General features: G+C 58.9%; 13 protein-coding genes. 10 read left to right on the forward strand and 3 right to left on the reverse strand.

Annotated elements, in window-relative coordinates; genetic code table 11:
• The 8 genes from ilvD to QVF59_RS02030 all read left to right on the forward strand — a co-directional run.
• The coding region (gene ilvD, locus QVF59_RS01995) for a dihydroxy-acid dehydratase (protein ID WP_287877071.1) at positions 1-1,561 on the forward strand (1,561 nt) is incomplete at its 5' end.
• A 167-nt stretch (positions 1,562-1,728) separates the two neighbouring features.
• Positions 1,729-2,367: a glutathione transferase gene (gene yfcF / locus QVF59_RS02000; RefSeq protein WP_287877073.1), complete on the forward strand. Its 639-nt coding sequence runs from the start codon at positions 1,729-1,731 to the stop codon at positions 2,365-2,367.
• A gap of 762 nt (positions 2,368-3,129) precedes the next feature.
• The gene (locus tag QVF59_RS02005; protein ID WP_287877074.1) at positions 3,130-4,233 is read left to right on the forward strand and encodes a hypothetical protein; all 1,104 of its coding nucleotides are present in this window, start codon (positions 3,130-3,132) and stop codon (positions 4,231-4,233) included.
• 119 nt (positions 4,234-4,352) lie between these two features.
• Positions 4,353-5,600, forward strand: a complete 1,248-nt coding sequence (gene glyA / locus QVF59_RS02010) for a serine hydroxymethyltransferase (RefSeq protein WP_159878899.1) — start codon at positions 4,353-4,355, stop codon at positions 5,598-5,600.
• Positions 5,601-5,750: 150 nt separating this feature from the next.
• Positions 5,751-6,209: a transcriptional regulator NrdR gene (nrdR, locus tag QVF59_RS02015; protein ID WP_159878897.1), complete on the forward strand. Its 459-nt coding sequence runs from the start codon at positions 5,751-5,753 to the stop codon at positions 6,207-6,209.
• A gap of 105 nt (positions 6,210-6,314) precedes the next feature.
• Positions 6,315-7,421: a bifunctional diaminohydroxyphosphoribosylaminopyrimidine deaminase/5-amino-6-(5-phosphoribosylamino)uracil reductase RibD gene (gene ribD / locus QVF59_RS02020; RefSeq protein ID WP_287877078.1), complete on the forward strand. Its 1,107-nt coding sequence runs from the start codon at positions 6,315-6,317 to the stop codon at positions 7,419-7,421.
• Between the two features lie 144 nt (positions 7,422-7,565).
• Positions 7,566-8,297, forward strand: coding sequence for a hypothetical protein (locus tag QVF59_RS02025; protein WP_205677444.1), 732 nt, complete (start codon positions 7,566-7,568; stop codon positions 8,295-8,297).
• A gap of 88 nt (positions 8,298-8,385) precedes the next feature.
• The gene (locus tag QVF59_RS02030) at positions 8,386-9,876 is read left to right on the forward strand and encodes a carboxypeptidase M32 (RefSeq protein WP_287877080.1); all 1,491 of its coding nucleotides are present in this window, start codon (positions 8,386-8,388) and stop codon (positions 9,874-9,876) included.
• A 65-nt stretch (positions 9,877-9,941) separates the two neighbouring features.
• Here the strand turns inward: QVF59_RS02030 and QVF59_RS02035 are convergent, their stop codons facing one another.
• Both QVF59_RS02035 and QVF59_RS02040 read right to left on the reverse strand, forming a co-directional pair.
• Positions 9,942-10,799, reverse strand: a complete 858-nt coding sequence (locus QVF59_RS02035; RefSeq protein WP_287877081.1) for an HDOD domain-containing protein — start codon at positions 10,797-10,799, stop codon at positions 9,942-9,944.
• Between the two features lie 140 nt (positions 10,800-10,939).
• Positions 10,940-11,812 carry an alpha/beta fold hydrolase gene (locus QVF59_RS02040; RefSeq protein ID WP_287877082.1) on the reverse strand — a complete coding sequence of 291 codons (873 nt, stop codon included), beginning with the start codon at positions 11,810-11,812 and terminating at the stop codon, positions 10,940-10,942.
• Positions 11,813-11,968: 156 nt separating this feature from the next.
• Between QVF59_RS02040 and QVF59_RS02045 the strand changes: the two genes are divergently transcribed.
• A complete protein-coding gene (locus QVF59_RS02045; protein WP_287877084.1) occupies positions 11,969-12,841 on the forward strand; it encodes an AraC family transcriptional regulator in 873 nt (290 codons plus the stop codon).
• A 13-nt stretch (positions 12,842-12,854) separates the two neighbouring features.
• Positions 12,855-13,340 carry an AraC family transcriptional regulator gene (locus QVF59_RS02050; RefSeq protein WP_287877086.1) on the forward strand — a complete coding sequence of 162 codons (486 nt, stop codon included), beginning with the start codon at positions 12,855-12,857 and terminating at the stop codon, positions 13,338-13,340.
• A 78-nt stretch (positions 13,341-13,418) separates the two neighbouring features.
• On the opposite strand, the gene guaB is transcribed toward QVF59_RS02050, so the two are convergent.
• The gene (gene guaB / locus QVF59_RS02055) at positions 13,419-14,882 is read right to left on the reverse strand and encodes an IMP dehydrogenase (protein ID WP_287877087.1); all 1,464 of its coding nucleotides are present in this window, start codon (positions 14,880-14,882) and stop codon (positions 13,419-13,421) included.
• Between the last annotated feature and the right edge of the window lie 90 nt (positions 14,883-14,972).

Genomic DNA, 14,972 nt, shown 5'->3' on the forward strand with positions numbered 1-14,972 from the left:
CCTGATTGCCGACAGCGTGGAATACATGGTGAATGCCCACTGTGCCGACGCGCTGGTGTGCATCTCCAACTGCGACAAGATCACCCCCGGCATGCTGATGGCTGCCATGCGCCTGAACATTCCGGTGATTTTTGTTTCCGGTGGCCCGATGGAAGCGGGCAAGGTGCAGTGGGGCAACGACATCCGCAAGCTCGACCTGGTGGACGCCATGGTGGAAGCGGCCAACAGCGCCATTTCCAATGAAGATGTGGAGCGGGTTGAGCGTTCGGCCTGTCCGACTTGCGGCTCCTGCTCCGGCATGTTCACCGCCAACTCGATGAACTGTCTGACCGAAGCCCTGGGTCTGTCGCTGCCGGGTAACGGCAGCCTGGTGGCCACCCATGCCGACCGCAAGGAGCTGTTCCTGCGCGCCGGCCGCCTGATCGTTGACATCACCAAGCGTTATTACGAGCAGGACGACGCCAGTGTGCTGCCGCGCGCCATCGGCACCAAGCAGGCCTTTGAAAACGCCATGAGCCTGGACGTAGCCATGGGCGGCTCCACCAATACCGTGCTGCACCTGCTGGCTGCCGCCAGCGAAGCCGGTGTCGATTTCAAGATGGCTGACATCGACCGCATCTCGCGTTCGGTACCCTGCCTGTCCAAGGTGGCCCCGGCCACGCAGAAATATCATATGGAAGACGTACACCGCGCCGGTGGCGTGGTGGCCATCCTGTCCGAACTGGACCGTGCCGGCCTGATCCACCGCGATGTACCCACCATCCATAGCCAGACGCTGGCCGAGGGGCTGGAAGCCTGGGACATCATGCGCCATGGCGAAGACAGCGAAGCGCGCCGCTTCTACCGTGCCGCACCGGGCGGCGTGCCCACCACCATCGCGTTCTCGCAATCCATGCGCTACCCCGGCGTGGACGACGACCGTGCCGAGGGTTGCATCCGCGACAAGGCCAATGCCTACTCGCAGGATGGTGGCCTGGCCGTGCTGTACGGCAATATCGCCGAGCGTGGCTGCATCGTGAAAACCGCTGGTGTGGATGACTCCATCCTCAAGTTCACCGGCCGCGCCCGCATCTTTGAAAGCCAGGATGACGCCGTTGCCGCCATTCTGGACGACAAGATTGTTGCTGGCGACGTGGTGGTCATCCGCTACGAAGGCCCCAAGGGCGGTCCGGGCATGCAGGAAATGCTTTACCCCACCAGCTATCTCAAGTCCAAGGGCCTGGGCAAGGCCTGCGCACTGCTGACCGATGGTCGTTTCTCTGGTGGTACTTCCGGCCTGTCCATCGGCCATGTGTCGCCGGAAGCTGCCGAAGGCGGTGCGATTGGTCTGGTGGAAGAGGGTGACACCATCGAGATCGACATCCCCAACCGCGGCATCCGCCTGGCCGTCAGCGACGAGGCACTGGCTGCCCGACGCGCCGCCATGGAAGCACGTGGCCGTGATGCTTGGAAGCCGGTGGATCGCCAGCGCCCGGTCAGCGCCGCTCTGCGCGCCTACGCGGCCATGACCACCAGTGCCGACACCGGTGCGGTGCGTGATGTGACCCAAGTGGAAAAATAAGCGGGCTGCCCGCTAAATCGGTAACAACGGCAGCTGCGGCTGCCGTTTTTTTATGTGCTTGTCCGCCACTTTTTCCATGCTTTAACTGGAACAGTGGCAACTGTGCTTGCTCGTCGAGCGGCAAGCTGACTCAGCTGCTTGATCGATCAACCCATTGCGAGCCGACCATGCCATCAACTTCATCACTGCACCTGACCGTCGATGCCCAGTATTGCAGCCCCTATGCCATGTCGGTGTATGTGGCGCTGCTGGAAAAGCAACTGCCCTTTACCCTGTCGACCCTGGATCTGGATGCCGGGGCCAATCATGCACCGGCTTATGCGCTCCGTTCGCTGACAGCACGGGTGCCGGCCTTGCAGCATGGTGACTTCGTGCTCAGTGAGTCCTCGGCCATTACCGAATATCTGGACGAGGTTTTCTCCGGCCCGGCACTCTATCCGCCACATCCGCAGGACAAGGCACGCGCCCGCCAGCTACAGGCCTGGCTGCGCAGTGATCTGCTGCCTTTGCGACAGGAGCGTGACACCCTGGTGGTGTTCTACCGGCCAATAAGGTGCCCGCTGTCTGATGCGGCCCGGCGTGCCGCCCACAAACTGCTACGGGTGGCCGAGCAGGCATTGCCTGCCGGTGCGGACTACCTGTTTGGGCAGTGGAGTATTGTGGATGTCGATCTGGCGTTGATGCTCAACCGCTTACGGTTGAATGGCGACCCCATGCCACAGCGGCTAGCCGATTATGCGGCTTTGCAATGGCAGCGGACATCGGTACAACGCTGGCTGGATTTGCCGCGCCCAGCGCTGAAATAAGGGTTAGGCAGATAAGACCGAGTAAAACTGTCGGGTATTTGCCACAGGTGGTCTTGACCGTGGATAAGACTTTTCTTTGGCGGTGAACTTAAATTTCCACCTGTAGTCAGATCATTTCCGGTTATACAAGCAAGCCGGATTCCCTGATTGGCAGCGTGTTCTGGCGCTGCATCCTCTTGCTCTTCCTGGCAAGACCGAACATTTCCGCATGTTCGGTTTTTCTTTTTTGTAATAATTAGAACTTGTATACAATATATGTTTAATATTTTGTGTCACATTGCTCACAACCGAACATTTGCGCTTGTCATTACCTTGCCGGGTAGTACTCGGCTCGGCAAGGCAGGAAATCCGTGCCGGAGAGGTGTTTGTAATCGTGGGAAGCTGTGATCTGCAGGGCTGGATTCTTTACGTATTTTTGTAAAAAATCTTTAATAACATTGTGTTATAGGCTTGATTTGTCGTGCTTTGGCTGCATTGGGCAAAAAAAATGCGCGGTGCCGTGAGGCCCGCGCCAAGTCTACAAAGGAGAAATAGAGGAGAAACTATCAAGAAGCAATTGCTGCATCTCAACGAGTACGGATTATCCAGATACAGTGCGCGAGTGTCAACATCTGAATTTTCGGAAAACGAAAAAATATCCGTTTTTGTCGCTAATCAGCACATGCTTATGTTTGAAATCGAAAGTCAAGCGCTTGCTTGGTGAGCCAGCGGCAACGGACTGTGCGACAATATGCGCTTTCCCGATTTCAGCAGGATGACATGATGTCGCAGCCGCTTCTCACTCTTCCGGACCCGCGCCAGTACCACCCGCAGGTATCGCTGACCAATATGCTGATCCATAACGCCTTGTCGGTGCAAAACGCCACCACCGAGGCGGATCGCGAAATGTGGTTTGTCGCCATTCGCGACGCCATGGCGCAAATGCTGCAACGTGGCGAATTGCTCTCCATTTCGGTCGCTTTGGCGATGGTGCCGTCGCAGGACACTTATAAGATTGTGTGGGATGCATTACGGGCCGCGGCAGAGCAGCCGCAAGGCCGCTGTGCGCATGTATTTGCCTTGCCGCTGGTGCTGGTGGCCGGTAGCAAGAACCAGGCAACGCTGCCTGCTGCCATTGCCGATGAAGATGGCTTGAACGCGCTGCTGCGCCAGCATGGCGTTATCAGCTCGCATGGCGATGTCCGCGTGTTTGGCCAGCTGCTGCATCCGGATACGGTAGTGGCCATGGATGCGGCCAGGCTGTACCGCCTGACCCGTGATTTGACGACGTCGGCAGACGGTGTTGGCGAAACCCTGAACGGTGCCGCCATCACCCTGAAAGAAGAGGGTGTGTTCCTGCGTTACCTGCTGGGTGTGGCCATCCAGCCGGAAGGCGATGCGGTCCCGGTAAAACTGGGTGGTGCCGTCGGTGCCTGGGGCATGCCGCTGATGAAATTCCTGGGCGAACAATTGCATACCGATGGTGTGACCTTGTTCCCGATTGCCCGCCCGCCCTTGCCGGTGATGCAGGCGCTGGTGGCCGGCAATTTCGCCCGCTTCGAAGTGGCTTTGCAGGTGTTTGCCAGCAGTCAGATCCGCCGCCTGCGTGAGCTGTCGAAAGACCCGGTGGCCGTCCTGTCCGCCCACGACAACGGTGAATTGCATATCACCCTGTCGGCAGAAGGTGACGAGCGCAACTGGGAAGCCTTTGTCTGGCCGCTGGCGGCCATGGACAATGTGGCGCTGATCGAATCGAATTTCCGCGAACTGATGGCGGAATGCCGGGTGCGCGATGTGCATGTGCTGCCCGAGGTGTACCCGGAAAGCCGCGACGGGATTCCGCTGTTCTTTACGGCAGACGACCTGAAGCAGGCTGAAGGGCAGTAAGCAATGATGATGGCGTACAGCGAGTGCTGCATTGCCAAAAAAGCTTTACGTGAAAATGTTTCACAGGGCGATTCGTGTAGAATGGCCTCATCGTTAACCCTTTGATGGAAGAGTCAAAGATGTTTGCAGCTGACCAGACGATTGCCAAGTTCGACCCGGAACTGGCCGCCGCTATCAAGGCCGAGTGCCAACGCCAGGAAGATCATATCGAACTGATTGCTTCCGAAAACTATACCAGCCCCGCAGTGATGGAAGCCCAAGGCTCCCAACTGACCAACAAGTATGCCGAAGGCTATCCGGCCAAGCGTTTCTATGGTGGCTGTGAACACGTAGACGTGGTCGAGCAACTGGCCATCGACCGCGTGAAGCAGCTGTTTGGTGCCGAATACGCCAACGTGCAGCCGCACTCCGGCAGCCAGGCCAACCAGGCGGTGTACTTCTCCATCCTGAAGCCGGGTGACACCGTAATGGGCATGAACCTGGGCCATGGTGGTCACCTGACCCACGGCTCTCCGGCCAACCTGTCCGGCAAGATGTTCAACATCGTGGCCTACGGTCTGAACGAGAAGGAAGAAATCGACTACGACGACATGGAACGCGTAGCGATGGAAACCAAGCCCAAGCTGATCATTGGCGGTGCTTCTGCCTACGCCCTGCGCTTCGATTTCGAACGCATGGGGCAGATCGCCAAGAAGTGCGGCGCCTACTTCATGGTCGACATGGCACACTACGCCGGTCTGATCGCTGCTGGTGTATACCCGAACCCGGTTCCGTACGCTGACTTCGTGACCTCCACCACCCACAAGACCCTGCGTGGTCCGCGTGGCGGCATCATCCTGGCCAAGGCTGAGTTCGAGAAGAGCATCAACAGCAATGTATTCCCGACCCTGCAAGGCGGCCCGCTGATGCACGTGATTGCCGGCAAGGCCATCGCTTTCAAGGAAGCGCTGCAACCGGAATTCAAGGTGTACCAGGAACAAGTGCTGAAGAACGCCGACGCCATGGCCCGCGCCCTGGCTGAACGTGGTCTGCGCATCATCTCCGGCCGCACCGAAAGCCATGTCTTCCTGGTGGACCTGCGTCCCAAGGGCCTGACCGGCAAGGCTGCCGATGCGCTGCTGGGCCGTGGTCACATCACCGTCAACAAGAACGCCATTCCGAATGACCCGGAAAGCCCGTTTGTGACTTCCGGCATCCGTATCGGCTCCCCGGCCATCACCACCCGCGGCTTCAAGGAAGCCGAAGCCGTGATGGTTGCCAACCTGGTTGCCGACGTGCTGGACAACCCGAACGACGATGCCGCCATCGCTCGTGTGGCCGAACAGGCTACCGCGCTGTGCCATCGTTTCCCGGTTTACGCCAAGTAAGCGGAACATCGCTGAGTAAAAGGCAGCCTGCGGGCTGCCTTTTTTATTGTCTGCGTCAAATCAACACGGCTTTACGATGGCAGGCATTAACCTGTGTTGTCTTTGCTGATACCATCAGTGCTTATCAAAAAAACACTGGATTGACACGTCATGAAATGTCCTTTCTGTGGCAATGCCGATACGCAGGTGATTGACTCCCGCGTCAGCGAAGACGGTGCCAGCATCCGTCGCCGTCGCCGTTGCCTGGCCTGTGAAAAGCGCTTCACGACATTCGAGACTGCCGATGTGCGCATGCCGCAGGTGGTCAAGTCTGGTGGCCATCGTTCCGAATTCGAGATCGAAAAGGTGCGTACCAGCTTTCTGCGCGCCCTGCACAAGCGCCCGGTACCAACGGCGCTGGTGGATGACGCCATCGACCGCATCTGCCATCGCCTGCTGCAACTGGGCGAGCGTGAAGTGTCCAGCAGGCAGATTGGTGAAATGGTGATGAACGAACTGGCCAAGCTGGACAAGGTGGCCTACGTGCGTTTTGCCTCGGTCTATCGCAGCTTCCAGGATATCTCCGAATTCTCGGATGCAATCAAGGAAATACAGAAGTCCAATCATTGAGTCAGTGCTGCTACCCGGCGCAGGCCGGGTGTGGCTTGCTTATCAGGGGTTGCCGCCCATTGCGGGTTGGCATGACCATTATTCATTCCGCTGGAAGGCTTGTTGATGTCGTTGTTTTCTCCGCAAGACCATGTATTCATGCAGCAGGCATTGCGCCTGGCCGAAGCCGCCACCCGCAGGGCGGCACCCAATCCCGGAGTTGGATGTGTACTGGTCCGCGAAGGCCGGGTGATCGGCGAAGGCGCTACGCTGCAGGTGGGTGGAGATCATGCCGAAATCCAGGCTATCAAGGATTGCCTTGCCCGTGGTGATAGCCCGCGTGGTGCCACCGCCTATGTGACGCTGGAGCCCTGCAGTCATCATGGCCGTACCCCGCCTTGTGCCGAGCGGCTGATCAAGGAAGAAGTGTCACGCGTGGTGGCCGCCATGGTGGACCCCTATCATGAGGTTGCAGGGCGCGGGCTGGCCATGCTGCGTGCCGCAGGCATTGATGCCAGTGCTGGCCTGCTGGAGACAGAGGCCCGGCGCGTGCATCGGGGGTTTTTGTCTAGGGTGGAGCGGCAGCGCCCCTGGGTAACACTCAAGGCAGCCGCCACGCTGGATGGCAAGACCGCCTTGCTCAATGGCAAGAGCCAGTGGATTACCGGCCCGGCAGCCCGCCACGATGTACAGAAGCTGCGCGCATGCAGCTGCGCCATTCTGACCGGCAGCGGAACGGTGCTGGTGGATAACCCGCAATTGACGGTGCGTGATTTCATTCTGCCGCAGCAACCCTTGCGGGTGGTGCTGGACAGCCGGCTGGTAACGCCACCGGACCGGCGGATTTTTCATGGTGGCAATACCCTGCTGGTCAGCAGTATTGCCGACCAGGCACGCCATCAGCCTTATCTGCAGCGTGGTGCTGAGCTGATGGTTTTGCCGGAGGATGCCGGACACGCCAATCTGCCCATGCTGATGCAACGACTGGCCGAGCGCGGTGTCAATGAACTCATGATTGAAGCCGGAGCCGGCCTTAACGGTGCGCTGGTACGCGCCGGACTGGTGGACGAGGCCATTCTGTATCTGGCCCCGGCCTTGGTCGGCAGCACGGCGCAAGGGCTGTTTGCCTGGCCGGCGCTGGAGGATCTGGCTGACAAGCAGCAGGTCAAAATCCAGGATGTGCGGATGGTGGGGGCGGACATCCGTATCAGCATGAACTTTGCCATGCCGTGAAGTTAGACCTGGAGTAAAGCAGGAAGCGGCAATTCGTCTGGCCGAACTGCTCTTCATGTTCCACAATGAAACTGGTTTCCCCTGGCTGCACTCTGCAGGCCGGAGGGCAACATCGGCAATGGCCGACATCGCGAGTAAAAGCCAATGACTGAGTCGGTATCATCTCTTCCCGGCATGGACATGAGCGCCCTGCAACAGGCGCTGGATGCGTATCTGCGTCTTATCCTGCGGCAGGGTGCGGTCGAGCAGGTGCTGGATGAGCGGCGTCATTTGCTTGATCGCCTGCTGCCCATGCTGGATGGTGTATCGCGTGATGCCCAGTCATTCCGGCGCGTGGTGGAACGCTTCGTCAATGATTGCGTGGTGGTCGATCGCGTAACAGCGCTGACCTGCGCGCGTGAGTTCTATTATTTCTGGCTGGGTGATGTCAAGAAGCTGGTGGAAATCACAGCCCGCTCCGGCTTTACCACCCGCAATGTCCGGCTGGAAATGGCCGACTCGTTGGCCTCCCTGCTGGAGAGAATGCGGCGGCAGGGTTTCGATGTTTTTCCACCCTCGCTGGAAATTTACCTGGGCAAGCTGTTTGAGGATGGCATGCCCGAAGCGGACATCCAGGAACGTGAATATCTGCTTAAGGGCATGTTGTTCCTGTTGTCAGGCCAACCTTACCGGCCAGACAGTTTCCGCATGGTGGTGGATGCCATGCTGTTGCATCTGAATGATGCGCAAAACCAGAAAGCCTTTGTCCAGCTGGCGCGGGAATATTTCTATTACTGGCTATCCTTTCCGCCTGCGCACGAGCGCATCCATCTGGCGGAAGAGGCTGCCCAGCCCATCAGCCTGCTGCAACCAGGCAGCACTACCCGCCAGCACTGAAGTGGCAGTGACAGCAGTCGGCTTTGATCCGGCTGGCACTGCCACTGCTTGTCTACATCTCATTTACTTGTTTTGTTCAGGAGTTCGCATGTCGCAATCACCTGCGTATGCATCGCTGCTTGCCCGTTTTACTCGCCTGCACCGTTTTGCTCATCTGGCAGCCATGGTTGGCTGGGATCAGGCCACCATGATGCCACCCAAGGGCAATGAGGCCAGAGCCGCAGCCCAGGCAGAGCTGGAAGTGCTGATGCATGCCACGCTGACCGATCCGAAGCTGGCACAAGCCTTGCAAGATGCCGAACAGGAAAACCTCAGTGAGGCCGAAGTTGCCAGCCTGCGCGAAATGCGGCGTGAGTGGCAGCAGGCCAATCTGCTGCCCGCGGATCTGGTCGAGGCTCAGGCCCTGGCTGGTGCGCGCTGTGAGCACGCCTGGCGTGAGCAGCGTGCCAGCAACGACTGGCAGGGTTTCCTGGAAAATTTCCGCGAAGTGGTGCTGCTGTCGCGGCGTGAGGCCAAGCTGCTAGCGGCCGCCCAGGGATGTTCGCCCTACGATGCCCTGATGAATAAATACGAGCCCGGCATGCAAAGTGCCGATATCGACCGTATCTTCGGCGCAGTCAAGCAATGGCTGCCAAGCCTGATCTCCCAAGTGATGGCAAAGCAAGCGCAGGAAAGGCTTGTCCTGCCACAGGGCAGCTTTCCGGTAGAGCAGCAGCGCCAGCTCGGTTTGGCCGTCATGGCCTTGCTGGGATTCGATTTTGATGCGGGCCGGCTGGATGTCAGCGTACATCCCTTCTGCGGAGGTGTGCCGGAAGACGTGCGCATCACTACCCGCTACCGCGAAGATGACTTCATGCAAAGTCTGATGGGCATCATTCATGAAACCGGCCATGCCCGTTACGAGCAGGGCCTGCCACGCAATATGCTGCATCTGCCAGTTGGGCGTGCCCGCTCCATGGGCATTCATGAAAGCCAGAGCCTGTCCTTCGAAATGCAGCTGGGGCGCAATCCTGCTTTTCTATCGCTGATTTCACCGCTTATCAGCGAGCATCTGGGCGAGCAGCCGGCCTTTGCCGCCGATAATCTTGCCCGGCTTTACAGCCGTGTTCATCCGGGCTTCATCCGTGTGGATGCGGATGAATTATGCTACCCGGCCCACGTCATCCTGCGCTATGAAATCGAAAAGGCGCTGATTGAAGGCGATATTGAGGTGGAGGACATTCCGGCTCTGTGGGATGAGAAAATGCAGGCTTATCTTGGGGTGGATACGCGTGGCAATTACCGCCAGGGCTGCCTGCAGGATATTCACTGGACCGATGGCAGCTTCGGCTATTTCCCCAGCTACACCCTGGGGGCGATGTATGCGGCGCAATACTTTGCCGTCATGCGTCGTAGCATGCCGGATCTGGACCAGCGCATTGCTGCCGGTGAGCTGAGTGCCGTGTTTGACTGGCTGGACAAGAATATCTGGAGCCAGGCCAGCCGCTACCCAACCGCCGAGCTGGTCAGCCGTGCCTGCGGAGAGGCCTTGAATCCGGACTATTTCCGCGCACACCTGCAGGCTCGCTACCTGGGCTGATGAGTCCGCAGCCATAAAAAAACCGCGTGGATGCCACGCGGTTTTTTATTTGATCCCGGATGCGGCTACACGGAGACGGCAAGCTGCTGATGCATGGAATCCGTCCAGTCTTCAAACTCCACATCCGACATGCCCAGATAGTTGAGCACCTCATCCTTGCGGGTATCCCAGCCTGCATCTTCTTTGCCTGGCGTGAGTGTGCGCCACACATGGCGCGCGGCACGAGTAACAGCCACCATCATGCGGGCATCGTGATCCAGCGGGGCATCCGGACTGGTATCCATTACCGCATCGTCATTCTGCATCAGGATGGCTTTGGCAAAGTTTTCCGGCATGTTCCAGCTGCGCGCCACCAGATAACCCACCACATCATGGCGTGTGCCGTGCAGCTCCTGCTCCACCAGGCCAACGCGATCGTCACTGGCCATTTCTACCAGCCGCAAGGTGCGGATATAGCTGGGGAAGCGCATCAGCATGATGGCCATGCCACAGCTGTGAAACAGGGCAAAACTGCGGCAGTCGTCCGGCACATGGACAATCCGGTCGCACAGTGCCGAGCCGATCAGGGCAATCAGCAGGGTGTTGTCCCAGAACTGCTCCAGCGCGGGCGGCGTTTCAGCGGTCAGACGGGTGCGCAACACCAGGCCACTGACCAGATTGATGACGTTCTTGATGCCCAGCAGGCTGATGGCCTGGTGAACCGATGTGATATGCCGACCCCGGCCCAGTATCGGTGTATTGGCAGCTTTGAGCATGGCCACGCACAGCGCCGGGTCTTCGTTGATGATGTCATCCAGCTTCTGCAAGGTTACATCAGGGTCCTGGCGCAAGCCCATCAGCTTGTCCAGCACATCCGGTCGGGGAGGGATAACCAGGTTTTTCAGGAGCTCATCGCGCTCGTCGGTGCTGATCAGTGGCGTCATGCTGGGCAATTCTGAAGATGATTTGTCTTTATTTTATCAGCCTTCTTCAGCGGTGTAGGGGCATCTTTCCGGCTTGTTTGCTCATTTTGACACCGGTCAAACACAAATTCTGGCGGTCTGAAAAAGGCGCTGGATACAGCTTAAAGCAGGAAAGGTTGAATGGTGGCTGCCAGACTAGCTGGCTGCTCCCACTGGATCATGTGGCCGGCATCGGCAACCACGGTTTCTTGCCGCTGGGCAAAGCAGGCACGGCGTTCTGGCAGGGTGTCCAGCACTCCCCTGGCCATGGGGTGGTCCCACATATCGCCCCCCATCACCCACTGAACAGGTGCTGTGATGCGCTGCCAGCAGCTCTTGGCCTCCTCCAGCCGGTACAGTACCGGGTTGACCATTTTATGGCGCGGATCTGCCCGGTATACCAATTCACCATCTGCCGTGCTGCGGGTGAGTGTAGCTGCCAGCCACAGGGCGCGCTGTCTTTCCAGCCTGGGATTACGTTCAATCAGTTTGTCCGCAACATTTTCCAGGCTGCCCAAGCTGTTGAATGTCGGTGCCTCTCTACGCTCGCGCAGCCAGCGTGCATAGCGCCCTGGCGCTTCCGCCGGGCGCGTGGCATTCAGACCAAAGCCTTCCACCAGCGACAGGCGGGCAATGCGTTCCGGGCGTACCCCGGCATAGATGCCGGCAATCATCGCACCCATGCTGTGACCCAGCAGGCGTACTGGCTGCCTGGGGGAAAAGTGCTGAAGCAAGGCGTCCAGATCGGCCAGGTAATCGGGGAAGTAATAGCTGCCCTGATTCCAATCGCTATCACCGAAGCCACGCCAGTCCAGTGCCATGACATGCCAGTCGCCCGGCAGTGCATCCACCAGAAACTGGAAGGTGGCAGAGCTATCCATCCAGCCATGCAGCATGAATAATGGTGTAGCATCTTCCCGCCCCCAGTGGCGCAGCAGGTGACGATGGTGGTTGAGGGAAATAGACTCGACGCGGCTGGTGTGGGTGAGGGGCATCAGTGTTGCACCGGCAAGATGGCAAAGCACATAGTGTACGGAAAAAATATCAGCGGATCCCGCCAAGTGATGCAATGTGCTGTGGGCGGGGTGCCTGCCGTGGGGAAAATCAATAATCGCAAAATCGATCAATACATCTCATCTAGACTGTCCGCCATGAGCAAACCCTATCGTCAGCACGGTCCCGGCACCCTGTATTCGCAGCGTCTGATGCGCGCACTGGATTATCTGTGGCGGCATCTGGATCAGCCAGTCTCGCTGGAGCGCCTGGCCGAGGAGGCTTGCTTCTCGCCCTATCACTTTCATCGCCTGTTTCATGCGCTGATGGGGGAGACGCTGAGTCAGAGCCGGCAACGTATGCTGTTGCACCGTGCGGCTGACGAACTGGCTGCTGGCCGTCGCGCACTACCGGGCATTGCCGCCCGTGCCGGTTATGGTAGCAGTGCCGCTTTTGTGCGGGCCTTTGGCAAGCACTACGGCGAGACGCCGGGGCGCTATCGTCAGCGCCGTTTGCTCATGCTCACAACTTTACAGGAGCGTGTCATGCCCAATGTCAGCATCATCTTGTTACCCGCCATTGCGGTCGTGCAGCGGCGGCATTATGGACCATATATGGGGATAGGGCAGGCGTTCGACGCCCTGCATGCGCTGATGGGACCAATGCCGGGAGAAGGGGAGCCCTTGCAGGTGTTCGGCCAGTATCTGGATGATCCGGATGAGGTGGCAGCGGCTGATTTGCGTTCCATTGCCAGTGTCAGTCTGCCCACCGGATTCAGCCTGGGCGATGCCGCGCTGGCGGCGCAAGGTTTTGCGCGTGGTGAAATCCCTGCCAGCCGTTATGCTTGCCTGGAGCATGTAGGGCCGTATGCCGAGCTAAAAACCGCATGGGATCAGCTGTACCGCCACTGGTTGCCGCAAAGCGGCGAGGAGCCCGCCGACCTGCCTTGCCTCGAGCAGTATCTGAATGCCCCCTACAATACACCGCCCGCCCAGTTGCGCAGCCGCTTGCTGCTGGCCTTACGTAACTAAACAGGAGCCCGCCATGTATCAGGTAGAAATCATTCATTTTGAACAGCCGCTGCCGGTGCTGATGAAGCCGCATCTTGGACCTTACACCGGCATTGCTGCTGCTTTTGCTGCCTTGCGCGCGCTGTTGCAGCAACATGTCGGACCGAATCAGGCACTACGCGCTTTTGGACAATATCTGGATGACCCCGCCACGGTTGCGCCGCAGGCATTGCGCGCAGCGGCCTGCCTGACCCCACCGCCGGCTTTGTCCTTGCCGCGTGCCAAAGTGGAAGAGCTGGGTTTTGTCTATGGAGAGCTGGCGGCCGGTCGTTATGCCTGCATTGTGCATCAGGGGCCGTATCAGGGGCTGGCAGCGGCATGGAACTGGTTGCTGCAGGAATGGTTGCCCGGCAGCGGCGAGCAGTACGGACAACGCCCTTTGCTGGATGAGGCCTTGAGCGGCCCGCATGATGTCGCTCCACAGGCATGGGGCACCCGCTTGCTATTGCCTTTGGCCTGAGGCACCGCCATAAAAAAAGCCCGCTGTGACGCGGGCTTTTGTTCGTCAAGCGGTCTGGCGACCGGCGTTGACCCGGAATTAACGCGAAACGTGGTAGTTCGGCGCTTCCTTGGTGATTTGTACGTCGTGTACATGCGATTCCTGCATGCCGGCGGAGGTGATTTCCACAAAGCCGGCCTTTTCATGCATTTCATCGATGTTGGCGCAGCCCAGGTAACCCATGGAAGAACGCAGGCCACCCATCAGCTGATGGATGACAGCAGCGATCGGGCCCTTGTACGGTACGCGACCTTCAATGCCTTCCGGCACGAACTTGTCGGCAGCATTGGAGCTGTCCTGGAAGTAACGGTCAGCCGAACCCTGGCTCATGGCACCCAGCGAGCCCATACCACGGTAGGACTTGTAGGAACGACCCTGATACAGCTCGACTTCACCCGGTGCTTCTTCGGTGCCGGCGAACATGCCGCCCAGCATCACGCAGTTGCCACCGGCAGCCAGTGCCTTGGAAATGTCGCCGGAGAAACGGATGCCGCCGTCGGCGATCATCGGCACGCCAGTGCCTTTCAGTTCTTCGGAAACATTGTGGATGGCGGTCAGTTGCGGTACGCCCACACCGGCCACGATACGGGTGGTGCAGATGGAACCGGGGCCGATGCCCACTTTCACGCCATCAGCACCAGCCTCCACCAGCGCGCGCGCAGCGGCGGCTGTAGCGATGTTGCCGCCAATCACATCAACCTGCGGGTAGGTCTGCTTCACCCAGCGTACGCGGTCGATCACGCCCTGGCTGTGGCCGTGAGCCGTATCCACCACGATCACGTCCACGCCGGCAGCCACCAGCGCGGCAACGCGCTGTTCGGTATCGCCGCCGGTGCCAACTGCAGCACCCACGCGCAGACGACCCTGATTGTCCTTGTTGGCGCTCGGGTGTTCGCTGGTCTTGATGATGTCCTTGACGGTAATCAGCCCCTTCAGCTCCCACTGGTCGTTGATCACCAGCACGCGCTCCAGGCGGTGGGTGTGCATCAGTTCGCGGGCTTCGTCGATGCTGGCACCTTCCTTGACGGTAATCAGGCGCTCACGCGGCGTCATGATCGAGCCAACGGTCTGTTCCAGGCGGGTTTCGAAACGCAGGTCACGGTTGGTGACAATACCCACAACCTTGCCGTTTTCGATCACCGGCAGGCCGGAAATCTTGTGTTGGCGGGTCAGCAGCACCAGATCGCGCACCAGCATGTCCGGGGCAATGGTGATCGGGTCTTTGACCACGCCGCTTTCGTGGCGTTTTACCTTGGACACTTCCGCAGCCTGTTTGTCGGCCGGCATATTCTTGTGAATGATGCCAATACCACCTTCCTGAGCCATGGCAATAGCCAGCCCGGATTCGGTAACCGTATCCATGGCGGCAGAAACCAGCGGCAGGTTCAGCGTGATATTGCGGGAGAGTTTGGTAGAGAGGACTACGTCGCGCGGCAGAACTTCCGAATGGGCCGGGACGAGGAGAACGTCGTCGAAAGTATAGGCTTTCTCGATGATACGCATCTGGCGTTTCCTTTGCGGCAAAGCGGCATTATACCGAGACTATTGATGTGTTGCAAAAAATGCTGATGCTTGCTTTTGCGATCAGCGTCC

Source organism: Aquitalea sp., from assembly GCF_030150775.1.
Taxonomy (GTDB): domain Bacteria; phylum Pseudomonadota; class Gammaproteobacteria; order Burkholderiales; family Chromobacteriaceae; genus Aquitalea; species Aquitalea denitrificans.

Excerpts from the sequence above, each read along its gene's own strand:
- QVF59_RS02030 (WP_287877080.1), top strand. The coding sequence starts at position 8,386 with ATGTCGCAATCACCTGCGTATGCATCGCTGCTTGCCCGTTTTACTCGC.
- guaB (WP_287877087.1), bottom strand. The coding sequence starts at position 14,882 with ATGCGTATCATCGAGAAAGCCTATACTTTCGACGACGTTCTCCTCGTC.
- glyA (WP_159878899.1), top strand. The coding sequence starts at position 4,353 with ATGTTTGCAGCTGACCAGACGATTGCCAAGTTCGACCCGGAACTGGCC.
- yfcF (WP_287877073.1), top strand. The coding sequence starts at position 1,729 with ATGCCATCAACTTCATCACTGCACCTGACCGTCGATGCCCAGTATTGC.
- QVF59_RS02035 (WP_287877081.1), bottom strand. The coding sequence starts at position 10,799 with ATGACGCCACTGATCAGCACCGACGAGCGCGATGAGCTCCTGAAAAAC.
- QVF59_RS02040 (WP_287877082.1), bottom strand. The coding sequence starts at position 11,812 with ATGCCCCTCACCCACACCAGCCGCGTCGAGTCTATTTCCCTCAACCAC.
- QVF59_RS02045 (WP_287877084.1), top strand. The coding sequence starts at position 11,969 with ATGAGCAAACCCTATCGTCAGCACGGTCCCGGCACCCTGTATTCGCAG.
- QVF59_RS02025 (WP_205677444.1), top strand. The coding sequence starts at position 7,566 with ATGACTGAGTCGGTATCATCTCTTCCCGGCATGGACATGAGCGCCCTG.
- ribD (WP_287877078.1), top strand. The coding sequence starts at position 6,315 with ATGTCGTTGTTTTCTCCGCAAGACCATGTATTCATGCAGCAGGCATTG.
- nrdR (WP_159878897.1), top strand. The coding sequence starts at position 5,751 with ATGAAATGTCCTTTCTGTGGCAATGCCGATACGCAGGTGATTGACTCC.
- QVF59_RS02050 (WP_287877086.1), top strand. The coding sequence starts at position 12,855 with ATGTATCAGGTAGAAATCATTCATTTTGAACAGCCGCTGCCGGTGCTG.
- QVF59_RS02005 (WP_287877074.1), top strand. The coding sequence starts at position 3,130 with ATGTCGCAGCCGCTTCTCACTCTTCCGGACCCGCGCCAGTACCACCCG.